Here is a 24,224-nt window from a genome sequence, read left to right as displayed (position 1 = left end):
CAATAACACCCGCAATCAGTCCCAAGTGGTCCAAGTTCTCGATCTGCAAGGGGGCGATCCTAACTCGTCTCCCTCAGCTTATCCCCACTCCCTTTAATTCCCAGAGCAACCTGCGGAATGTCGGTTACGCAAGCCCACCAACACAGTATATTCGTGGGCTTGCGTAAGCCCTGATCAATTTAGCGGGTTGAGAGAGTTCAGCCAAATTTTGCAATGTGAAAGACTACTTATCTGATGACTTATTTTATGAATAAGCAGTATAAACGGGGTGTAATTTTTGTTCTGTAAAACATTTTTCTGTGAAAGCAAAAAACAAAAAATATCACGTTATGATCGGTTTATCCTTCATCGTTCTCTCATTGGGGGACAAAGTTTTCTGGATAGAAATCAGCATGCTGGCATGAATCAACTAGCGCAAAAAAAATTGTTGCAAAACCTTGATTGAAACGACTGCTTATTCTTTATTTGATGCATGCTCGCGAAGATGGCATGGTGCATTGCAGAAACCAAGTTTGCATTCATCAATATTTGATTCTGAGTTGAGTTCACTGAAATTTCGTGAACTGGTTTTGCTAAATCCGTAGGTTCCTCCGTAATGTTTCGTAGATAGGGACTGAATCGAGCTCCCTACGATGTGCAAACTACCCGGTGTCGCCCTGTCAGGATTGGCGATCGCCTACCCCAGGCTTCTGTGAGAATCGGATACATGGATTCTTTAAGAAGTCTAGAATCTGAGTTGAAAAATTGAATATTGTGTTGCCCTGTTTAGGATCTTTGATTTTGGGGTGAATATTAGTTTAAAGGAAAAATTATTTGCGATCGCCTATGACTACCCCGGCTTGATCTCGGTGCAATTGTGATTTATCACAATCCATTGTGGTAAATCAAACCTGTTTTCCGTGCCTATCCACTTCCAATCGTCACTCTATGGTTATTCCTGATTCTGGGCTGAGTGGCTGCCGCGATGCATTTCAACCGGGCCAGTCAACCCCCTCGCCACTGAATGATCCACTTGTGCAAGCTTTGATGGAAGCGTCATGGGATGCGATCGCCATTACCAACGAAGCGGGACAGTTCATTGCAGTTAACTCGGCAGCCTGCGACTTCTGCGGCACCACCCAACGCGATATGCTGGGAACTCCTCTACAGGCATGGATAGAGCCAAAATGGTGGCAGCACCATGGGGCAACCCTGTTGCAGCACAATCGAGGACGGGCGATCGTGCCGCTACATCGTGCCAATGCAGAGCGGCAGGAGGTGCAATGTTCGGTTGTCCATCACCCCATGGCTGGCTGGCGAGTTTGGGTGTGGCGCGAGCTCAATCCCCGCCCGCAGTCTGAGGGGTTGGCTATGCGCTCCAGGGTAGAGCAACCTCAAAGTCTGATAGCGCTGAGTGACCAGCGTTATCAGGCTTTGGCGGATCAGTATCCAGAACCGATGTGCCGATTTTTGCCTGATGGCACGCTCACCTTTGCCAATCGGGCCTGGTGTGAGGCCGTGGGGCAATCGGAGGTGGTGGGTCACAATTTGCTGAACTGGGAAGATGGGGGCGATCGCGATCGCACTGTAGATCTTCTCAACCAATGCCTTGCCTTATCACCAGCCCAACCCAGCCTCACCGTGGATCGTCTGTTGACCGCTCTGGCAACGGAACACAGCGTTTGGCATGTGCAGGCCCTGTTTGATGAGCAGCAGCAGGTGGTGGAGTTTCAGGCCATCAGTCAAGATACGCGCGAGCGCCATCAACTCTCCCTCGATTTAGAAGCCTGTAAGCGCAAATATCAAACCATTTTCGACAATTTGCCCATTGGCTTAGCCATTACTAATGCGGCGGGTCACATTGTTGAAGTGAACCCCATTTCCGAAGAGATTTTGGGCATTTCAAACACGGTACATACGACCCGCTCTTACGACTCTGCTGAGTGGCGCGTCATTCGGCCCGATGGCACGCCCGTTCCCGTGCAGGAGTATGCCGGAGTCAGGGCGCTGACAGAACAGCGAGTGGTTCGCGATGAGGAAATGGGCATCGTTCACCCCGATCGCGCCGTTTCCGATTGCAACGTTTCCGATCACAATATTGTCTGGATTAGCGTAACCGCATCTCCCATTCCCTTGCCCGATTACGGGGTGGCGATCGCCTACATCGATATCACCCACCGCAAAGAAATAGAGTTGGCCTATCGCGATAGCGAAGAACGATTTCGCTCAATTTTTAACAATGTATCGGTTGGGGTGGCTCTGGCCGATTTGGAAGGTCGCTTAGTTCTCGCCAACGAGTTTGATTGTCGCTTTTTGGGATACTCGGCAGACGAGCTGGTGGGAATGCACTTTGCTGATTTCACCCATCCCGAAGATGTGGCGATCGATGCAACGAACTTGCAGCAACTGCTGGATGGAGAAATTCCAAGCTATGTCATTGAAAAGCGCTACATCACCAAGCAACAAACAATCGTATGGGCGCGGCTCACCGTATCTTTGGTGCGGCACGATGACGGCACAATTCGCTACGTGGCCAGTGTCTGCGAAGACATTACCGAACGACACAAGGCCGAGCAAGAGCGAGATTTGGCTATGGCGGCACAGCGTCAGCTCAGCCAGCGCTTAGCCCTGGCTACCAATGCCGCCAAAATTGGCATTTGGGATCTCGACTTGCGGGATGGCTCCCTATTTTGGGATCTCCACATGTACGAGCTATACAACGTTCAATCGCTCTCAGGTGCTATTACGGGCGATCTCTGGCATCAATGTGTGCATCCAGACGATCGCGACATGGTTTCGGAACGGGTGCAACGGGCGATCGCCACAGGAGACCGACTACACACGGACTTTCGCATCCTCTGGCCCAATGGTGATATTCGTTATATCGAGGGGCATGGCATTGTGTTGCATGATGCCGATGGCCAGCCCGAACGCCTGATTGGAGTGAACTGGGACATCACCGAACGCAAACACATCGAGCAAGATTTGCTGAATACGCGAAACCACCTTCAGGTGATTCTTGCGTCTAGCCCAGCCATTATTTATGCCCTCTCACCCGAGCAGTTTACTCCTGCCGTTTACCTCAGCGATAACTTAACCGCGATTACGGGTTACTCAGTTGAGAGGGCTCTTTCCGATGCCAATTGGTTTACTAGCTGCGTTCTACCGCATGATTTTTCGCAATTTGTTGAACGGTTTCAGCAATGGCGCAATGCTGGTGCTCCCAACTATCTCAGCTTTCGCTATCGCTTTCAAAAAGCCGATGGCAGTTGGGCCTGGTTTGAAGATCGGCTGGTGGGCATTCGCGATGATGCCGGGGAATTAGTTGAACTGGTGGGAGTCATGACGGATGTGAGCGCTCAGGTCGAAGCAGAATATCGCCTGGAGCAAATCTCTCGTCAAATTCCTGGAGCGATTTTGCAATATCGACGCTTTGCCGATGGGCGTGACTATTTTCCCTATGTCAGCCATGGCATTCAGGAGCTTCATGGCCTTACACCCGAAGACTTACATCATGACGGCAGCCAGATGTATCGCTTTGTTCACCCCGATGATTTGGACTTGCTGCAGCAGTCGATTGCGCAATCAGCCGAAACCCTGTCACCGTGGCGCTGCGAGTATCGGGTGTGCTTACCCAACGGACACACCCATTGGATTGAAGGCCACGCCAGTGTACAGCCAGAGCCCGATGGCGGAACGCTGTGGCACGGCTATTTAATTGACGTTACGCAGCGTAAGGAGGTTGAAGCGGCCCTATGGGAGAGTGATGCCCGCTGGCAGTTTGCGCTGGAGGGAGCAGGCGATGGCGTATGGGATTGGAAAATTGACACCAACGAGGCATACTATTCGCCGCAGTGGAAAGCGCTGCTGGGCTATGACGTGGATGAAATGACGAACAATACCCTGCAGGTTTGGGAGTCATGCATCTATCCTCCTGAAGCGGTGAGTGACTGTTGGGCGGCGATCGCCGCTCACTTGGAAGGACGAGCCCCGTTATATCAGGCGTCTTATCAGGTGCGTTGCCGCGACGGTTCGTACAAGTGGATTTTGGATCGCGGCAAGGTAATGGCGTGGGATGCGGAAGGCCGGCCCCTGCGCATGATCGGCACCATTTCGGATATTTCAAGCCAAAAGCAAGCTGAGGAACGGTTGAGGCAACAAGCGGCACAGGAACGATTGCGATCGAGCATGACGGCTCAGATTCGGCAATCGCTCAACTTACAAGAAATTTTGGACACGACCGTGGCCGAGGTGCGCCAATACTTGCAGTGCGATCGCGTGCTGGTTTATCAGTTTAATTCTGATATGAGCGGTATTGTCATTGCAGAGGCCGTTCATACGGCATATCAATCTTTGCTAGGGCAAACGCTGTATGATGCTGAGCTAACGCAGCCTGCTGTTTTAGAACCATTTTTGCAGGGCTATATCCAAAACACAGCAGATATTTACACGGCCAATTTATCCGAGTGTTATGTGGCTTTTTTAGAGCGCATGCAGGTGCGTGCCACCCTAATTTTGCCCCTGTTGCAGCAACAACATTTGTGGGGATTTTTAGTAGCCCAGCACTGTCAGGAACCTCGCGTTTGGCAGCCTGAAGAAATTTCGCTGTTAAGGCAATTATCGAGCCAGGTTACTATGGCGATCGAGCAGTCGGAGCTATACCGACAGGTGCAGCATCTTAACACCAATCTAGAGCTGCAAGTGCGCGAACGAACTGCCGAGTTAGAACAATCGCTGGCCTTTGAAGCCTTGCTGAAACGCATTACCGATCAGGTGCGCGACAGTTTGGATGAGAAGACTATTGTGCGAACGGTGGTGCGCGAGTTGGCTCAGGGGTTGGAGGTGGATTGCTGCGATACGGGTCTCTACAATGACGACCTGACAGTATCGACTATTGCCTATGAATACACAACTTTGGTTCCCTCAATGCAGGGTCACTCTTTTGTCATGGCAGAGACGGCCTGTGCTGATATTTATCCTACGCTGTTTCAGGGAGAAATTTGTCAGTTTTGCAATGTTCATCCTGTTACCCTCCGGTTTGAGGGAAACCATCTCACGGTATTGGCTTGCCCTATTGTGGATGATCAGGGCATTTTGGGTGATTTGTGGCTGTTTAAGTCTTGCGATCGCGTGTTTGATGAGATGGAGGTGAAGTTGGTCGCGCAGGTGGCAAACCAATGTGCGATCGCACTCCGACAATCTCGCTTGTATTGCGCCGCACAGAATCAAGTCTTGGAACTGGAACGCCTCAATCAGCTTAAGGATGATTTCTTAAATACCGTTTCCCATGAGTTGCGTACACCCATTTCCAGTATTGAAATGACAATTCAGTTGATTCAACTGACATTAAAACAGCAGCATATGTTGAATGATGCTGAGTCAAGTCAACTAGAACATTATTTCCAAATTTTGCATGATGAATGCCAACGAGAAATTAACCTGATTAATAACTTACTAGAACTAGCACGGTTGGATTCTCAAACAGAACCAATTCTGCTCACAGAGATCTGTCTTCTACCATGGATTTCCCACATTGCCGATGCTTTTTATGAACGAATGTTAACACAAGAGCAGCAGCTTGAAATTGATATTCCAGAAGATTTGGTTCTCAATACAGATTTGATCTACATCGAACGTATACTTACAGAGCTATTGAATAATGCCTGTAAGTACACGCCATCTGGAGAACGGATTCGTATTTCTGCACAGCGCTTATTCACTGATTCAGGTTCATGTAATGCTGGGTATGAGACTAGTCATACGATCGGTCATGCGCTCGCATACTCTTCAGCCACACAAAATACCATAATCCAACTACGGATACAGAACACCGGAGTGATGATTCCAGCATCAGAGTGCGATCGCATTTTTGATAAGTTCTATCGCATTCCCAACACCGATCCATGGCGTCATGGCGGTACCGGCTTAGGGCTGGCTCTGGTAAAAAAGTTGGTGGAATATTTGGGGGCAAGCATTAGGGTAGAGAGCAGCCATAACCAAACCAGCTTTGTGCTGGAGTTTCCGCCTCTGTCTTAACGTGAGTTATGGATAAGCTGAAGTGCCTATTTTTGCCTGCACGTTGCGCACGCAAAAATGGGCTTTTCTGAGAGTATCTTAGGAAGCTGGTTAGCGCGGCTGGAACCATCGACATCACAGCCAAGCTGGCTCCAGTCTTTCTGCAGGGTGCGATTTGTGCTTGGCTAAAATACGGTGATGTTTTGGTGTATCGCACTGCATGGTCGCGAAATGGTTGTCGGTGATTGGAATTGGTGAAGATGGTGTGCCGGGTCTTGCTCCGGTGGCGCGATCACTGCTTGAGCAAGCGGAGGTAGTCGTGGGTGGAGCCCGACACTTGGCCATGCTGCCAGACGATGGGCGCGATCGCCTGTTGTGGTCATCTCCCATTGCCGCTTCTGTAGATGCGATTATGCAACTGCGGGGCAAAGCGGTGTGCGTGCTCGCCAGTGGCGATCCCATGTGCTACGGCGTTGGGGTTACCCTCATCCGCAAAATTCCAGCTGCAGAAATGCTGATCATTCCTGCCCCATCGACCTTTAGCTGGGTGTGTGCTCGCATGGGCTGGTCCATTACAGAGGTAGAAACCCTCAGCCTGTGCAACCGTCCGCTGGCGCTGGTAAATGCCTATATGTATGCTGCGGCCAAACTGGTCATCCTCAGTGAGGATCGGCATACCCCTGGACAGGTTGCCCTTCTGCTCACGCAGCAGGGGTTTGGCCCTAGTGCCATTACGGTACTAGAGCGGGTGGGCGGTCCCCATGAGCGCCAAATTGCTGGAACGGCTGCCACTTGGCAGGAGACGAATCTTGCAGATTTGAATGCGATCGCCATTGAATGCAAGGCGGAAACTGGAACGATAGCGCGATCGCGGGTGCCTGGATTGTCCGATTTGGCCTACCACCACGACGGCCAACTCACCAAGCGCGAAGTCCGGGCCATAACACTGTCGGCTCTGGCTCCCCAACCGGGAGAACGGCTGTGGGATGTTGGTGCGGGCTGCGGCTCGATTGCCATTGAGTGGATGCGTAGCCACCCCCGGTGCAGCGCGATCGCCATTGAAAAAGCCCGAACTCACTACATTGCCGACAATGCGATCGCCCTGGGAACCCCAACGCTGCAAATTTGCCTGGGAGAAGCCCCCGCAGCCCTGGCCGATTTGCCCCAACCCCATGCCATTTTCATTGGCGGTGGTATTACCACGCCGGGTTTGGTTGCGGCTTGCTGGGAGGCTTTGCCCACAGGGGGTCGCATGGTAGCAAATGTGGTCACGGTGCAGGGCGAACAGGTGCTTGCCGAATGGCACGCGCAAGTGGGCGGAACCCTCTCTCGCATTGCCATTCAGCGGGCCGAAGCCATCGGCTCTTTTCTCGGTTGGAAACCGTTGGTTCCGGTGACCCAGTGGGTCGCTCACAAGTCGTAATGCCCAATCCGTAGATGGCGATCGCTTGCCTACGGTGCCCAGCGGTCGCGCCACTTCACCACGCCCTCTTGCGCCAACAGCCAACGCCGACAAACCAAGTTTTCGCGTGCAGGCAAACGGGTCACGTTGCCGTTTTCATCCCGATAAACAACGGCATACTTGTAGGCAATCACCTTGCCAGCACTTTCATTAAAGGGAATTTCGCCAAACCAGGTGTTGGAGTTGATGTACTCCAGCGGGTACGCCTTGTGAATATCCCACTCGCCTAATTCAGGGCAATCACCAATTACCACCACCGCTTCACCCGGTTGCGTGGCCAAGCCATTCAACTGCGCCCGCACAATCGTTTGCCCTTGAACGCGATCGCCCATATGGCTAATGACCACCGCATCTTTCGGTTCCAACTCCAGGTTGTAGATCTTGCCATCCATCACCTCAAACTTACGCCGTGTCAGCACACAGGTGTGTTCGCGATCGGGTAGTTCCGTGTCGACCTCCTCAAGCTTAATTGTTTCCTCACTGCGGTTGATGATCACAAAACAGCGGAAATCACGATATCGGCGCACATAGCTATACACCTCCGACGTAACAATTTTGGGCCACTGACTTCCCAGCGAAATCGCCGGATTCAACCGTCGTAGCCCCGACAGACTCCGCACGACTCGGTAAATCGGTGAATCGGTATCCCATCGGGTCATCATCGGACGGTTGTGCGGGTCGTTATTGCCGTAGGGATTATCATCGGCATTTGTGTTGTCGTACAAGTACTGCTCGGTCCCGTAGAACAAGCAGGGAATTCCGCGAGTCGTCATCAACAAAGCCACCGCCAGCCGCAAAATGTCGGGATCGGGATTCAAGCTCTGGAATCGGTGCATATCGTGGTTGTCGATAAAGGTGACTAACTCGGTAGCACCGTCATAGCAATAATCTTTGTCCAAAATGTCTTGCACCATTTCAAACCCGCCGCCCAGCGCCAATCCTTGCCGGATGGCCATACACAGCCCAAAGTCCAAAATGGTCATACCCGAATTGTTGGCAAAATCGACCGACGGCCCATCATCGGGATTGCTATAAATCCATTCCCCAAAGATGAAAACATCAGGTTTATGGGTTTGAATGTCACCGTTAAATTCTTGCCAAAACCAAATAGGCATATGCTTCACGGTATCAACCCGCAAAGCATCTACACCGCGATCGAGCCATAGCTTAATTGCAGATTTAATGTAGTTTCGGTAAGCGATATTGTTTTCATTGAAGGTGGCTAATCCGGCGAGCTCACAGTTTTGCACTTGCCACTCATCTTCCCAATTCACCACATCGCCATAGTGGTGGTACCAATACTCTACATCGTCGTTAAAGTCGGCAATGAGTTTGCCATCGTCATATAGTCGGCCTTTGATGCCGCCTGCATCGGGACTGCTATGGTTGCACACAATATCGATGATGATTTTCATGCCGCGTTTGTGCAATTCCGAAATCAAGCGATCGAATACGGTCTCTCCCGTTTGAAATAGGGATGGGTTATCGTCATTGGCAATGTAGCGGGGATTAATACGCTTGAAATCTTTGGTCCAATAGCCATGGATGGCAGCATATTTTTCAAATACTAGCCGCTCAACCTGTTCAAATAAAGGAGTAAGCCAAACGGCAGTTACACCCAAATCTTTGAGGTAGTCTAGTTTATCGATAACGCCTTGAATATCGCCCCCCCAATATTTCCACCAGTCGGTTCGGCTAGGGTCATACAGCTCGGCATTTGGGCCTTGGTTATTGTCAGGATCGCCATCATGAAAGCGATCGACCACGATGAAATAAATTGTTTCTTGGCGAAATTCAATATCGCGAGTAAATAGAAACTCAAAATCTTCGTTTTGCCCAAGGCTTTCATCAGTTTGAGCTGTGGATTGAATCGCAACACCACCCCCGGCAACCGCAATATCGGTATCGGTATGTGGAGCAACAGACTCAAGCTTTTTGGAATTGGAAGGCTCTGCCATGACAGGTTCCTACAGAAGACACGGAAGGGTCATGACTATTCCACTACAAATAATTAAAAATGACAATTATACTCAGGTAGTTTTCTTACTTGAAAAGACAAAATAGCCAAATTGGTGATTTTTCGGCAAAATGGCTCGAAAATTGCTGATAAACATCGCTGCGAACTATGAAATGAAAAGGCAAACGACTCCTGATTTACACCATCATCTATCTTTAGACGGATATCTCCCATGATTTGAACAAGATAAAGATGGAGAACTTTTTCTTAAAACGGTTCACTACGATTGAATAAAACTTTTGTGTAAATGATTGGTAACCGTAACGCACAACCCTTCATGCGTTCTAAAACCGATTCATGCAAGTTCATGCAAGAAGGTTGATGATAAAAATTGGGATTGGGCCTGCGCGATCGCCCACATATTCATCCAAAGCTAAACACGAAGCAACATCAGAGCGCCTCTGCACAACCTAATTGCACAAAAGCGCCTTGAAAAGAGTCTAGTTGCGGATGAGGGCAGCTTAACCGTTGACAACCTTGCCCCCGTTGGGATGCAGGATTTGACCTGAGATATATGATGCATCCTGGGAGGCCAGAAAGACATAGCAGGTTGCAACTTCCTCTGGCTGTCCGGCCCGCTGCATGGGAACTTGAGCCCCAAAGCTAGCAACTTTCTCTTCAGAGAAGGTTGACGGAATGAGCGGTGTCCAAATGGGGCCGGGTGCTACACCATTGACCCGAATCCCTTTATCCACGAGGGCTTGGGAGAGCGATCGCGTAAAGGCCACAATGGCACCTTTCGTCGCAGAGTAGTCCAGCAGTTGTTTATTTCCCTGATAGGCCGTTACCGACGTAGTATTGATAATATTGCTCCCTTCTTTGAGGTGGGGCATAGCGGCCTTGGTCAAGTAAAACATGCTGAAAATATTGGTACGGAAGGTCCGCTCCAGTTGCTCAGCCGTGATTTCTTCCACGCTCTCTTGGGGATGTTGCTCGGCAGCGTTGTTCACCAAGATGTCGAGTTTGCCCAATTTTTGAACCGTTTGCTCTACAAGCGATTTGCAAAATGACTCATCGCCAATATCACCCGGCATACTGACGCACCGTTGACCTTCGGCTTCGACCAGACGCTTCGTTTCTTCAGCATCGCCATGTTCATCCAAGTAGGAGATTGCAACGTCTGCACCCTCTTTGGCAAAGAGAACGGCCACAGATCGCCCAATGCCGCTATCTCCACCTGTAATCAAAGCCACTTTACCTGTTAGCTTGCCGCTGGCTCGATACTCTGGAGATTGAAACTCAGGTTTTGGAGTCATTTCCGATTCCAAGCCAGGGCGGCGTTCTTGCTCCTGCGGTGGCTGTAAGTTTTGAGTTTGAGTCATGGTGACCTCTTATGTGCTGTGAAGCGTGGGGTGTGAAAGGGAAAGGAGGCGTGAATGCTTAAAACCTACGACCAAGTTCGGTTGCCATCTTCATCTACACGGGCCTGTCGGATCACGTCAGAGATCTCTTCCGCATCTTTCACATGATGGAGAGCTTTTTCTTCACCGTCGGGCTCTTGCACCATGAAGTAGGTTGGTACGGTGATGTGGTCTCCAGTGATGTCGGGTGCATCTACGGCAACTTGTTGTGCTTTTTCTTCAAGGGTTGCGTTAGGGTTGATGCGATCGCCAGGGTTAATGGTTAATTCGCTTCCCCGTTCTTTGATCTCAGCACGATGAGCCCGCTTCTGTTCGGGATCTACTTCCTGGGCGGTCATCGGTTGATTGGTGCGATCGCCTGGTTGTTCAACATTATTTTCTAGAGCTTTATCCAATTCGTTATCCATGGTTTTTAATCCCCATTTATCTTTACGATGTCATTCACAATGTTAAAAAAATAGCCACCATCTTCCATCGTTCAATGGACAGAAGTATTCTTGTAAAAATCAACAGAACTATAACCTTAGGGTAGGTATCATCATCACGCTCTCTCGGCTCCATATGTCATTTCCTCAAGAGCTGAATTATAAAGTTAGGGTCGTAGAGTTGGGATTTTAGAGTTAATGTTTTAGTGACGAACTCAACAAAATTGGGTGTAATAGTGACATCCACTACCACACCCAATTCTTCAGTCACAAACAGCATTACAGCAAGTGCATGATTAACGCAGAGCTTGAGCGCAGGTTGCTAAAATCCATTGCTCACGGCTTCAAGCATTACTTTTGAGCCATTTGCGTTTGCAGCTGTTTCTTGGCTTCCTTGAACTGAGTCGCCATCTTCTCCTGTTGCTCGGTCGAGCAGTTGTTGCGAATAGCAGCAAACATCGCGTTTTCTTCCTCGCTAGTATGCTCATTCACCATTTGCTTCACCTGCTCCAGAAAGCGCTTGAACTCAGTGGAAGTAGGGCTCAACGAAAGCATTTGGTTCAGCACATTCTTCAGTTGAGCTTGCTCATCAAACAGTTCTTGCGTGTTGGCCTCGCCATAGAAGCCACGAATGGCAGGATACACCACTTGCTCTTCTGCTTCGGAGTGTACCAGCAGATCTTTATACAGCTGGCCAAAAAATTCTTGCATCTTGGAGGCATCATTAGAACCCTCAATCTCCGACATGAGAGTTTTTGCCTTGGCATGATCCATTCGGATAACATCCTGAATGTTCATATCCGATTTGTCAGACGATTGGGTAACCGCGCTACCAAATACGCCAGAAAGGGCGGCAACTGCGTCTTGCACGCGAGCCCACACGCCTTGGTCAGGGTCTTGACCTGTGAGTTCACGAGTTCCAAGAATCTCCAAAATACCTTTGAGCTGCTCTTGGTGAGCTCGGTTTTCAAAGTTCACTGTGTTCAGTGGGGTAATCGCAGCTTCAATATCGGCACCAACGATTTGAGCTGCTTTGTGCACGATCAAGCCTGACATTACTTGGCCATGCTTGATTAACTCATGCTGAGTCACCTTTTTGTAAAGGCTCAATTCACTGCCTTTCATCATGCCTTGAGCTTTTTGAACCATCTCGTGCACAGCAGAACTGGGCTGGCTCTGGATGCCGTATTGGGTAATCACGGTTTCAAGAACGCCCAGGTTCTTTTCATCATCCTGGATCATCGATTCAAACCGCTTGCGCAGTTCAGCATCTGACATTTCAGAGAGAAACTGCTTTTCATTTGAAATGATCAAGTTTTGTAAGGCTCGCATATCAGCCAGTTTTTCGGCGATCGCCTGGCGTTTTGTATCGTTTAGGGTTGCTACCATGAGGTGTGTTCTCCTTCCTCTACAAACTCACAAATCTTTGAGTCTTTCCTATCAGTCTAGAAACTTAAACTAAGAAGTTGATCGCCCTTTCGATGGATATTGATGAGGATTAAAACAGGGTTAAATTTTGATGGATTTATAAGACTAATAAGCATTATTACTTAAACAAGTTTCTATGAAAGAAAAACCGATTTCTCTAATGGATAATATTAATTAAAGTATCGAATGAATTTGTCTTTGAAAAGCAGATAATAAATTCTGGGTTTAGCAGGATTTACAAGCTACTAATGCGCAATAAATGCCAATAATGTGGGCGTTGAGAGCAAAATCTCAACGCCCACCAGCCTTTGCAAAGCTTAGTTTTTAGCTAAAGACATGAACTGAAAATAGATTCCTCATGCCAAAGGCGGCAACATTTAACTAGTGAAGAGATAGAATCGACCAATCGATTGCTAAAGCCCTCTAGCTAATTGTTGGTAGAACACCCGACAAGCTTAATTAGTCGATGGCACGCTTCACGTCGTCCTTCACGTTTTCGACTGAATGACGCACCTTGGCTTCGCCTTGTTTGGCTTTTCCTTCTGCTTCATCTTTGGGATCGCCTTTTACCTTACCAGCAGCTTCCTGGACTTTCCCTTCGATATTTTTACCAGTAGCTTTCATGCGATCATCAATACTCATAATTCACCTCAAACATTTTTGAAATTTGCAAGCCGCAAACATTGCTCTTACATTCACTAACTTAACAAGAATAAAGCGGGATCTCATCTATCATCAGATGGACAATTCACATCAATAATGAATTAGCGCCCCAACTTTTATTCATTGTTGAAGTCTTCATTCAGCTTCATACTCGCTGTCGCTTGATGTTTAATATCCGGCTCGCTTATGATTCGTTAACTTATGGTGGATGGATTGATGGCTGGTGCTGGACAAGGCAGGTGTTTGACGTTACCTACTATATTTAGATGTCTTTCGGTATCTTTTAGATTTCATTTTTAGAAATGATTTCGATTAGCAATAGTTGAGCTCGTTTCAAGCATACAGACTGATTTTTGGTTTCAAGTTTTTGAGGCTGCTTGGGTAGTTTTACTCTGCCTGTAGTACTACGAGTCTAGATAGCGATGGGTGGCTTGAAGAGCAGTTGAGTTTTGGTATGCCTAAGCTGGCAGATTGGGTTTCACATCCGTTTGTTGTGAAAAAGATGCTCCGTCCCTTTTCCACAACAACTAAGACCTCGACACCATTAAATATAAAACCCTGTACCGACCGCACAGCGGTCGGTACAGGGTTTTATATTTAATTATGGCTGATTACTTAACATGGTGAGAACAGCACCAGCTAGCGCCAGTCACAAGTCTAAGCTGGCACTATTCATACGGATGGAGTAGCGCATTCTAAGGCCATCAGGTGACTGGAAGCCCTAACCGCCGCTCACGGGTGGAATGAGCACGACTTCGTCCCCATGCTGCAATACAGAATCAGGCTCGGCGAAATTGTAGTTGATGCCAAACCGGGTTAGATCGCGCCATTGTTCGAGTTCGGGATGGTCTGCAATGAGGCGATCGCGTACGGTTGCAACGGTACTGCCTGCAGGCAGCGATAACTCTAGCTCTGCGGTTTTGCAAGCTTCTTGATACGCAGCAAACAGCTTGAGTGTGATGGTAATCTCAGGCTCACTCATGAATGGCACTCACATTGGGTTAGGTTTCATATTTGTGAATGGTTGTTGTAAATGATGCCGCTCCCCTTTTGCAACAACCGTCCACAGGTCTAGACCAGCACCCAACTCACCGTGTAGGTGCTTAACGTCACGCCTCTTTTGATTAAGAGCACCTTTGAGGGTTACATGCTGTGCAACTCTCAGAGAAGCACTGATTTTTGCGTACGCGTCGCGTACGCAAAAATCAGTGCTTCAGCTCATTCAGAACTGACGTTGCTTATTAAGTTGAGGGCGGGTTGGGCGAACTAGAGGTATCTGTGGCTGCTTGGTTAAGCTGGCTTTGTCGCTGTTCGCGAATGGCTTTGGCTCGCGCCTTCAAATCTTGAAAATAGCTGCTTTCGGTAATTTCGGCAACTTGCTGGGCGCGTTTGTTTTCATCGATTTCGATACTGGGTGGGGCAACCACTTTTTTGACTTGGTCGCGCACCTGTTCGTAAATTGCTTGGGTGTAGCCTTCTTGGGTTGCGCGGTCGAGCAATGCTACGCTAACACCTGTCAGCACCAGACCGATCGCCGCAGGCACTAGGGGCACCCATCCCCCTTGCACAAGCAAAACATAGCAGCTGCCGAGTAGGGCGATCGCCACCAATCCCTCTAGCACGACAAAGTGCCACAACCGCCGAGTTCCATAGGCAACCGCACCACCAACCAAGGCCCATCCCAACATCCATAGTCCTTCGATCGGGCGCGGCCAGTACCAAAGGAGCGATCGCTCACCCAATGCTGCACTTATCAGATTGCTAACGCTATGGGCATGAATCGTAACCCCAGGAATGGTGATGGCGCGACCACTGCCGCTGCCGCTTAAAGGCGTGACAAATCGATCTTTGGCAATGTCGGATTCGTAACCAATGAGTACGATGCGATCGCGCACCCAGGATTCATCGACTTGGCCCGACAACACAGCGGATAAATTAACCGTGCGGAACGGCTCCGCTGCGGTGCGATAGTTGAGCAAAATCTGATAATCATCAGCTCCAGTGTAGTGGTACCCTGCTGTTTGCATGGGTAACCGATGCAAAACCGCTTCGCCAAGCTGCAACTCTCCCTCGGGGGTTTCGCTCAGGGTGACACCCTCATCGCTTAAATAAATCAACCCCAGCACAAAAGCCAGTGAAGGTAGCTGATTTTCAGGATCAACCTCGTTGCACACATGGGTATTGGGTAAGGGAGCCGATGTTTCAATCGGGGTCGAAACCAAAATGCTGCGCCGAATAATGTTGCCGGAGTCTTGGGGAAGGTCGGCAAAGGCAATCTGGTCTATAGTGGCTCCTGGGGCAGGTGGCAACCCCGGACTGGTAGCAGAGCTGAGAACACAACTGCTAATGATGCGATCGCTCGATGCAAACTGTTGGGTCATCGCTTCTCGCCCTTCCCCTTGGGGAATATCGCGGGCAATATCAACCCCGATGGCGCGAGGCTCGTAAGCCTGTAGCCGTTGTAGCAACTCAGCTAGCGTACCATCGTGAATTGGAAATTCCTGACGAGCCTGAATATCAAACTCATCAATGCCAACTACCAAAATACGCTCATCAGTTCCTTCGTCGGGGCGCAGGCGTACGAGGGTATCGTAGGCAGCAAGTTCGGCTCCTTGTAGCCCTCCAAGCTGACGGACAATGGCAATCAGCCCGGTTACAGCAAACCCTGTTAACACAGTGGTGCCGATGAGTGTGCCAATCGCAGTACGAAGCTGGTTTGGGTTGGCTGTTAGTTTGCGGATCGACTCTGTAATGCGATGAACCATAAAGATTTCACTCTGCAATAGCGATGGGAATCGGGCTGTTGTATAACTTGAAGACCACCCAGAGGACAAGCCTAATTGCTTGGAGATGCATTGCAGCCGTTCACGTTTTTTGAAGCTTGCCTGTATTCATCGAAATTTTTGTGTAGTTATTAAAAGGTGTATTTGGTTGACCTGACGGATCGGCTGGGATGGTTGTTAGCTTAGAGAGATGACTGGGCTAGATTGCTCAAAGCAGCAACTTAACATGTTCGGAATGGTAGCAAATTAAATTGTCATGCTTCGCAAAATGAAAAAACTGTACTTGGGGTTGGGATTCTTGCTGGGGCTGGGTTTGTGGGCTGAAGGAATGCCAGCGATCGCGCAAAGTGCATCTCCAGCAGCGCGCCCTCACACACAGCGAGTTTCCCAGCGGTTACGGTTTAATGTGCGCAATGTTCGTCCCTCGCGCAATCGCATTGGGGGTATTGCTCGCGGCAACTCGTGCGATCGCGCCATATCCGCCAACGATACGCCGTTAGCTTTGGCCCCCATGAGGATGTCTCTCAACGATGCCAACCAAGTCTCGGTAGAAGCAACCATTTCTCCGCGTCCCACCTTTTTTGCCTATGTGCCGCCTACTACAGCTACGGTGGCTGAGTTTTTGCTGACTAATGAAGATCAGTCCCAGGTGTTGGCAAATTTGCTGATCAACCTGCCGACTTCAGGCGGCATTGTGAGCGTGCAGGTGCCGCCTGAAGTGGTGCCCCTTGAGGTGGGTGAGGTGTATAACTGGTCACTGGAAATTTTGTGCGACCAGTCCGATCGCTCAGGCAATACTTTTCTAGAAGGTTGGGTACAGCGGGTAGAAGCTAGCCCAGACTTTGCAACCCGGCTGGATCAAACCCAACAGCGCGATCGCCCTGCTTTGTACGCTGCCGAAGGGCTTTGGCAAGATACCCTGGCCTCTCAGGCCACCCTCCTGCAAGATAATCCGACGGATCCTGCGGTTCGAGCTGACTGGGCAAGTTTGCTGCGATCGGTCAACCTGGAGCGTATCATTGGTCAACCAATTTTTATTCCCACAATTGAATAAAACATCCGTTAAGCGATCGCCAGATCGCTTAACGGGTACCTGAGAAGTCAAAAAATAGCCCTCATCCCCCAACCCCTTCTCCCAAATTTAGGAGAAGGGGAGCCGCAAACCCTTTCCCCTCTCCCAAATTTGGGAGAGAGGAACACAAGGGGTGAGGGCAATACACGAAGCTTTAGGTACTTTTCAGATGTCCTCTAAGTCTATTCAGACAAGTACTTTTTTGAGATCCCCTGCGCAGGGGATCTCAAAAAATATCATCACACCATCATGGCTTCAGCTAAAAAAAGCACCGCCTAGGCGGTGCTTTTTTTAGCAACATCTGCGTGATGCTCACGCCTAATAATTGGCCTACAAACGAACTAGGAGTAATTGACAATACGCCCAAATCCGCTTGGCACCAGGCTTGCGCCCCCCACCAAAACTCCGTCAATTTCGGGCTGAGCCATAATTTCATCAATATTGTCGGGCTTCACAGAACCACCATACTGAATTGGCACATCCGAGTTAGAAAGCTGATTCCGAATAATGCCAATCACTCGGTTTGCTTCCTTCGATTCGCAGGTATCGCCTGTACCGATCGCCCAAATGGGTTCATAAGCAATTACCAATCGCGACTGTTCCACCCCTTCCAGATCGATCGCCAACTGTTTGAGGATCACATCTTCGGTTTGTCCGCTATCGCGCTGTTGTTTGGTTTCGCCCACACACAAAATGGGGACCATGCCAGCCGCTTGTGCTGCTTTTAGGCGCTGGTTTACCGTTTCATCCGTTTCACCAAAGTATTGACGGCGCTCGCTGTGCCCAATCACCACATAGCTCACACCCAACTCCACCAACATCGGTGCAGAAACTTCTCCGGTAAAAGCGCCTTCGCTTTCCCAATGTACGTTTTGGGCTCCTAGCCGAACCCGGCTGCCGTGCAGATTGCGCGACATCACCGCCAAATCGGTAAATGGAACACACAAAATAACCTCGCGCTCTTCGGGTGTTTCGTCGAGCTGAGGCAAAAACTCTTGCAGATACTCCTGTGCATCTGCCTGAGTTTTGTACATCTTCCAGTTTCCAGCAATAACCTTCTTTCGCACGGGAGACTCTTTCTTAAGGATGGATTAACAATAAAACCGCACCCTACAGTTTACTGGCTAATCGGATCTTTCTGGCAAGTTTTCGCGATACACACGCAAGTTTGGCGAATTTTTGTTTTGCCTGAGCCAACAGCCGTGGCTCTCATAAGACGGCGCTCTCCCCGTTGCCATGAGGGCGATCGCCCGCCATCTCCTCCAATTAAAAACAGTCGCATAGAACAAAGGTTCTGTGTATCTTTAAGGAAGCAGAACCACTCCTGTTCTTTTCTACTGGTCTCTAGCCCCTAAATCCTCATCCCTTCTCTACTTCCTCTCTAGCTCCTGCCGATGCCACGCACGCCCAAGCTCAAGTTTGATCGAGGCACTCTAATTCTCCACCCTCCACCCAGGGGAAAATCGTGGGTGGAGTTTGCCACATGGGATGATCGGATTGAGCGGTTTCGGGTGCCTGCCATTCAATACCGGGCGCTGGTGGAAACGCTACAGGCAGAGGGCACAGCGTTTGAAGACAGCGCCAAAGCGTTTGAGGCGCTGGCATTAACAGCCAAACTAGAGCGCGAGCCATATCCCCATCAGCAAGAGGCGTTGGATGCTTGGGTTTCGGCAGGACGGCAGGGCGTTGTGGTGCTGCCCACGGCGGCTGGCAAAACATATTTGGCCCAAATGGCCATGCAAGCAACGCCCCGCAGCACACTGATTACGGTGCCAACTCTAGATTTGATGCACCAGTGGTATGCCCATTTGCTGGCGGCGTTTCCCGATGCGGAGGTGGGGTTGTTGGGAGGTGGCTCGCGCGATCGCACGTCCATTTTGGTTGCCACGTATGATAGTGCTGCGATTCATGCAGAAACGTTGGGCAATCGCTATGCGCTGCTAATTTGCGATGAGTGTCATCATTTGCCTAGCGATTTTACGCGGGTGATTGCGGAGTATTCCATCGCGCCCTATCGGTTGGGGCTTACAGCTACCCCCGATCGATCGGATGGCCGCCATGTGGATTTGGATCTGCTGCTGGGGCGGGTGGTGTATCACCGCACGGCGGCAGATTTGGCGGGCGATGCACTGGCCCATCATGAGCTGGTACCTATTCGTGTCAAGCTATCGCAAGAGGAGCGCGATCGCTACGAATCCCTGATTCGCACGCGCAACCAATTTTTGGAACAGCGCAAAATCCGTTTGGGCAGCATTCAAGGGTGGCAGCAGTTTGTGATGGCCAGTGCCCAATCGCAGGCAGGGCGGCGAGCCATGTTGGCCCATCGCGAAGCCCGGGCGATCGCATTGGGAACAGAGGGCAAGTTAAGAGTCTTGGCAGATCTGTTGACTCAGCATTATCCTGAGCGCACTATCGTGTTTACCAACGATAACGCCACCGTTTACCGCATCTCGCAAGACTTCCTCATTCCGGCCATCACTCACCAAACTCCGGTGAAAGAACGACACGAGATTTTGCAAAAATTTCGGGAGGGTGCGTACCAAACGCTGGTGGTATCGCATGTGTTGAATGAGGGAGTCGATGTGCCAGATGCGCGCATTGCCATCATTTTGTCGGGGACGGGCTCCAGCAGAGAATACATTCAGCGGTTGGGGCGGGTGTTGCGCAAAGGCTCGGGTGGCAAACAGGCGATTTTGTATGAGGTTGTGGCCGAGGAAACCACAGAAGAAGGGGTATCTCGTCGTCGTCATACTCAATCCAAGCCGTCGCGGTCTTCGACTCAGCTGGAACTGGTGCCGCCCGCCTCGCCCTACGAAATTTTTCTCACGCCAACGCGCAAGGCCGCAGAGCCCGATGCTCGCTATGGCACTACGGACGACGATGATGATGAGTGGTAGTGATAAAGCACAAACAAGACGCAGCGCAAATCCTAGGAGCGATCGCTCATCCGGTAACATGTCTGCCTAAGTGTTTCGCCAAAATATCGCGCATTTCCTTGCGAATTTCACGAGCGAGAGTGGGATTAGCCGTGAGCTGTTCTCGAAAGCCAGGACCGCATAGAAATGCTTGTTTTTTGGTGTCGAAAACGATTTCAAGCTGATTTGGGTCAACGAAGCCTTCAAGATCTTGAAGCAGGTTGTTGAAGACACTGTATACGGAAGAAACGTCGTATTGAGAACTCATGCACTTTACATAGATAACCAGATCGCACACATGATAAACCAGCGATCGCAGCAGTTGAGCTGATGAATATTGCAAAAGATGCATAAAGTTTCAACACATTCGGAAAGTGGCTCGATGTGGCGGTAGTTGTTTGTGGGCACGATTAGTTTGGAGATCGAGCAACTGGTGTTTGATCTTGCGATCGCCCCTGCTGGCATTTCCCCCCGTGCCATAGCCCATACAAGCAATTTTTTAGAGGTTCCGATGGTTTTATTTTCTGGCTCGGCAATTCGGCAATTGGTAGGCGGCTGCTCGCTCCTGCTACTAGCGGCGTGTTCTTCGGCGAATACTCCAGGAAATGTGAGCGCCTCTCCTTCTCCCAATTCGGGTACCGAATCAGCCGACACAACCCCTGAAATTGCCGCCGCAGGGCGATCGCCCGGTGAGTATTGCTTCCAAATAGAAACGGATACCTTAACGGGCCAACTTCGGTTCATGCTAGAAGCCGATGGTAGCGTTTTGGGCGGCGGTTCTGCGGTCATTCAAGACGATGAGAACAGCTACTACACCTCCTACCGCCAACAGTTTGACGGACAAGTGGTCGATGACAACCAACTTGAGCTGCAGCTCATCACCGAAATTGAAGAAGATGTTCAAAACTCGTCTGAAACCTGGACTTTAACCGAATCCACCCTCGATACTGGCCGCGAAGTATACACCCAAGTGGACTGTGCCGATTTGCTGACCGAGGCCGATATGGGGATGGATGTTGTCGATGACCCCACGGTGCATGTCTACTCTGTGGAGTTTGATCCAGGAACAACGGGAACAACCGTAGAAGGTTCGGTCATTCGTGGAGAGCGTGATGTCTATTTGCTCAGTGCCCAAGCCAACCAGCTTATGACCCTAACCCTAACCTCGCTAGAAGATAACGCTGCGCTGGAGTTGATGGCTCCCGATGGCCTGTTTCTGGAATATGAAGCGACCGAGACCAGCGTTGTGTTGCCTCAAACTGGTGAGTATCAAATTCGGGTTGGTGGCACTCGCGGCAATGCTACATACCGACTGGAAATTGAAATTAAATAACCTGAGTTTTGAATAAGCTGAAGTGCCCATTTTTGCGTGCGCATCACGCACACAAAAATGGGCTTTTATCAGGTTTGCGCGCCGCGCAAACCTGATAAAAGCCCTTAACCGAAACTGACGTTACGAAAGCGCTTGGAGCAAGCAGACGAGGCCAAGAGCTAAATTCCAGTTGGAAGGAGCAGCGGATCTGGGGTGGGAGGTGGGGTTGGTGGACGCGGAGTTGCTGCTAAGCGCGATCGCACGGCTACTCGTTGAAACATGATCTCAAACATCGCTTGACGCTCTTCGGCGGGTTCTGGTGCATCATTCCACAGGCTTTCGAACGAAAAGAACGCCATACCCAAGCCGCGCGATCGCGCCCCTTGTACCTTTGCTTGTACCAGCGACATAGGAACTGGACGACGGCGCAACCCGGTCAAAATTCCAGCCGCAGTAGGAATCAACTGTCGGGCCTCCTGAATTTCAGGACGGTTAACCTGTTCCATAAAGCTGTAGATATCAGAGCGATACATTTGCACCAACAGCTCATCTACGATGCCGGTTCTAACCCAGGTCAGCCAGTCCTGTAAAAAGCCGTTGTACGCCGTGGTATAGGGATTGGGCGATACCGAAAAGATAATGTGAGGCTTTCGAGACTTGACTTGGTGGTTAAGGCGAGTCATAAATTCGGTCAGTTTGTCGGCCCGCCAGCGCATCCAGGCCGGATCGCGAGGATTGGCCGGAGGAGGCTGTTTGGTCTCTTGCTGATACAGCGCTACGGTGTAGTCGTCATAGCCAAACTCAACGGGCAGGCTGGTATGGTCATCAAACTGAATGCCATCGATGTCGTAGCGGTTCACGACTTCCATGACCAGACTGGTGAAGAACTGTTGCACTTCGGGGTGTAAGGGGTTCATCCACCGGACTTCGCCAGCAGCACTCATGGTGGTGTCGCTGCCATCGCGTCGGTGAGTAAACCAATCGGGATGCTCGATGGTGAGCTCGGACAAGGGAGGAGCCATAAACCCAAACTCAAACCAGGGAATTGCCAGCAGCCCATTTTGGTGGGCAGTGGCGATCGCCGTTTGCAGAATATCTTGCCCTTGCAACCCGCGCCACACAAATGGCTGAATGCCATAGCGCTGTGCGACCTCGCTGGGATACAGTACGTAGCCCGAATTCCACACAACTGGATACACTGTGTTGAACTGAAGCTGCGACAGGCGGGCCATGGTGTTTTGAGTTTGGGGCAGGTCACGCAGAATGCCCATATCGTTGGTTGTAATCCACACGCCGCGAATTTCTTGGGTAGGGCGCATGGGAGGTGGCACCAGAGGGGATTCTTGGGCGATCGCGCCTCGCCAACCTGGCATTGCCACTCCAACTAAAAATGTTGTGAGGGCTAACAGAGCGCTATACGTCAGAATTTTCCGGATAGCACGCCAGTTGTGGGATGGCCACCCTCCTCCAGCACGAAAACGTAATGACATAGGCTTCACAAATACGAACGCTAAGCACGAGCCCAGTGGCTCATAGAGTTTGTCAAGTGTAATGTGGCAGGGTGCCGTACCAAGTGATACGGCTCAGGTAAATGACCAATTAGGCCATTTATATACCATTTCCTTCCGTAGACCTTTAGATATTTTTTCGATGAGATTTGAGCCAGGGGGCGGTGCGCTTTACACAATCTTGTTCCAAGCCAATCGATAAGGCTGCTGTGGTTAATGAGATGGTGAAAGCGGTCATTGCAAGTTGGGTGATAAATCCAAGATTTTCTCCAATCGTTTGAATTGAGATAATTGGGGGGTTAAGCGGGGGCAAAGGGGCGATCGCTCATCACAGGCAATGAATTGGCTTGGCAAAAATGAACTGCACAGCTTAATTACATATACTCAGACCTTTCATTCGCCAGCAGGATTTTTTAGGTCAAGTTCAGCAGGATAGCGGCATTTAGATAGCAGCTTTGGGTAGTACAGACTGAGCTTGTATTACTCAAAATCATGTTTTCAAGGGAGTACCATACAGCAGTCAACAGCTAAACCCAAGGCAATCGACGATTGATATGAGCAGATTTTTGAGTTGCGTTATCTAAGTTTCGTTATCTAAGTTGGGGGATAAGGATGCCTCGGCTAAATTCATGTCCTCAGCTCATAATGCCCACTCTGCGACCCTAGGGTTGGATAACGACAAAGTTGATTCAGCTTAGAATAAAAACATAGGCGATCGCTTAATATTCAAACACCGTCAAATAACCATCTCTTCAGTTCGTTGCTCCCAACTTTATCAAAGATTTGTCACCGATCGTTGAAACCATTCATGAAATCGATGAGTGGGCTAAAAGATGCCTTAGATCAAGCATTGATATCTCAATATCATCAGGACTTACGCAGTTGAATGATTTTTGGGGCGCTAAGCGCCCCAAAAATCATTCAACCCTCTGGTTTTTCGGATGAAGTGCGTAAGGCCTAATCATTTATTCAATTAAAACGAAGACTGAAGCGGCTATCTTCATACCGGGCTTTTTCTCACCGTGAATCGGTTTGAGCTAAGCTACATGACTTGAGAATTCAGCCAAATTGCTGATCGAAGCTTCAATTTTATGAGGTTCAATGCCTCTATTCACTGACGTTCATGGTCTGTTTAAAGGGGGATTAGACCTCATCGTTGTGGTTCACATGGCTTATTTTATTTGGCTATCTTTCTATAAGGATTGTATCGATTTGAGTCAAGGTGTTGCTGTGGTTTTAAGCCCATGGAACTTTTGATACACCAGTATTGCGATGTGTTCTGCG

At 49.8% G+C, this 24,224-nt stretch carries 15 protein-coding genes; 5 read left to right on the top strand and 10 right to left on the bottom strand.

Annotated elements, in window-relative coordinates; genetic code table 11:
- Nucleotides 1–927: 927 nt before the first annotated feature.
- Together ACQ4M4_RS20820 and cbiE are read left to right on the top strand one after the other, a co-directional pair.
- Complete coding sequence (locus ACQ4M4_RS20820) at nt 928–6,015, top strand: PAS domain S-box protein (RefSeq protein WP_430686385.1); 5,088 nt, start codon at nt 928–930, stop codon at nt 6,013–6,015.
- A 199-nt stretch (nt 6,016–6,214) separates the two neighbouring features.
- On the top strand, nt 6,215–7,417 hold the full coding sequence (gene cbiE / locus ACQ4M4_RS20815; protein ID WP_430686384.1) for a precorrin-6y C5,15-methyltransferase (decarboxylating) subunit CbiE: 1,203 nt from the start codon (nt 6,215–6,217) through the stop codon (nt 7,415–7,417).
- A gap of 29 nt (nt 7,418–7,446) precedes the next feature.
- Here cbiE and ACQ4M4_RS20810 read toward each other — a convergent pair whose 3' ends face one another.
- The 7 genes from ACQ4M4_RS20810 to ACQ4M4_RS20780 all read right to left on the bottom strand — a co-directional run bounded on the left by ACQ4M4_RS20810 (nt 7,447) and on the right by ACQ4M4_RS20780 (nt 16,115).
- Nucleotides 7,447–9,414, bottom strand: a complete 1,968-nt coding sequence (locus ACQ4M4_RS20810; protein ID WP_430686383.1) for an alpha-amylase family glycosyl hydrolase — start codon at nt 9,412–9,414, stop codon at nt 7,447–7,449.
- 520 nt (nt 9,415–9,934) lie between these two features.
- Nucleotides 9,935–10,795, bottom strand: coding sequence for an SDR family oxidoreductase (locus ACQ4M4_RS20805; RefSeq protein WP_430686382.1), 861 nt, complete (start codon nt 10,793–10,795; stop codon nt 9,935–9,937).
- Between the two features lie 65 nt (nt 10,796–10,860).
- A complete protein-coding gene (locus ACQ4M4_RS20800; protein WP_430686381.1) occupies nt 10,861–11,241 on the bottom strand; it encodes a hypothetical protein in 381 nt (126 codons plus the stop codon).
- A 369-nt stretch (nt 11,242–11,610) separates the two neighbouring features.
- Nucleotides 11,611–12,648 carry a hemerythrin domain-containing protein gene (locus ACQ4M4_RS20795; RefSeq protein WP_430686380.1) on the bottom strand — a complete coding sequence of 346 codons (1,038 nt, stop codon included), beginning with the start codon at nt 12,646–12,648 and terminating at the stop codon, nt 11,611–11,613.
- Between the two features lie 498 nt (nt 12,649–13,146).
- Entirely contained in the window at nt 13,147–13,329 is a 183-nt protein-coding gene (locus ACQ4M4_RS20790; RefSeq protein WP_430686379.1) for a CsbD family protein, read from the bottom strand.
- Between the two features lie 742 nt (nt 13,330–14,071).
- Nucleotides 14,072–14,332 (bottom strand): MoaD/ThiS family protein, encoded by a 261-nt coding sequence (locus ACQ4M4_RS20785; protein WP_430686378.1) that lies wholly within the window; start codon nt 14,330–14,332, stop codon nt 14,072–14,074.
- A gap of 259 nt (nt 14,333–14,591) precedes the next feature.
- Nucleotides 14,592–16,115, bottom strand: a complete 1,524-nt coding sequence (locus tag ACQ4M4_RS20780) for a CHASE2 domain-containing protein (RefSeq protein ID WP_430686377.1) — start codon at nt 16,113–16,115, stop codon at nt 14,592–14,594.
- Between the two features lie 274 nt (nt 16,116–16,389).
- On the opposite strand from ACQ4M4_RS20780, the gene ACQ4M4_RS20775 reads away from it, so the two are divergent.
- Nucleotides 16,390–17,187, top strand: coding sequence for a DUF928 domain-containing protein (locus ACQ4M4_RS20775; protein ID WP_430686376.1), 798 nt, complete (start codon nt 16,390–16,392; stop codon nt 17,185–17,187).
- Nucleotides 17,188–17,546: 359 nt separating this feature from the next.
- On the opposite strand, the gene tpiA is transcribed toward ACQ4M4_RS20775, so the two are convergent.
- Complete coding sequence (tpiA, locus tag ACQ4M4_RS20770) at nt 17,547–18,272, bottom strand: triose-phosphate isomerase (protein ID WP_430686375.1); 726 nt, start codon at nt 18,270–18,272, stop codon at nt 17,547–17,549.
- Between the two features lie 327 nt (nt 18,273–18,599).
- Between tpiA and ACQ4M4_RS20765 the strand changes: the two genes are divergently transcribed.
- Nucleotides 18,600–20,102 carry a DEAD/DEAH box helicase family protein gene (locus ACQ4M4_RS20765; RefSeq protein WP_430686374.1) on the top strand — a complete coding sequence of 501 codons (1,503 nt, stop codon included), beginning with the start codon at nt 18,600–18,602 and terminating at the stop codon, nt 20,100–20,102.
- A 46-nt stretch (nt 20,103–20,148) separates the two neighbouring features.
- Here the strand turns inward: ACQ4M4_RS20765 and ACQ4M4_RS20760 are convergent, their stop codons facing one another.
- The gene (locus tag ACQ4M4_RS20760) at nt 20,149–20,472 is read right to left on the bottom strand and encodes a hypothetical protein (RefSeq protein ID WP_430686373.1); all 324 of its coding nucleotides are present in this window, start codon (nt 20,470–20,472) and stop codon (nt 20,149–20,151) included.
- A 159-nt stretch (nt 20,473–20,631) separates the two neighbouring features.
- Between ACQ4M4_RS20760 and ACQ4M4_RS20755 the strand changes: the two genes are divergently transcribed.
- Entirely contained in the window at nt 20,632–21,453 is an 822-nt protein-coding gene (locus tag ACQ4M4_RS20755) for a hypothetical protein (RefSeq protein ID WP_430686372.1), read from the top strand.
- 158 nt (nt 21,454–21,611) lie between these two features.
- On the opposite strand, the gene ACQ4M4_RS20750 is transcribed toward ACQ4M4_RS20755, so the two are convergent.
- Complete coding sequence (locus ACQ4M4_RS20750; RefSeq protein ID WP_430686371.1) at nt 21,612–22,805, bottom strand: family 10 glycosylhydrolase; 1,194 nt, start codon at nt 22,803–22,805, stop codon at nt 21,612–21,614.
- Nucleotides 22,806–24,224: the final 1,419 nt, after the last annotated feature.

The organism is Leptolyngbya sp. AN02str, assembly GCF_050565595.1.
GTDB lineage: Bacteria > Cyanobacteriota > Cyanobacteriia > Elainellales > Elainellaceae > Kaiparowitsia.
This window is presented reverse-complemented; position numbering and strand designations above follow the sequence as displayed.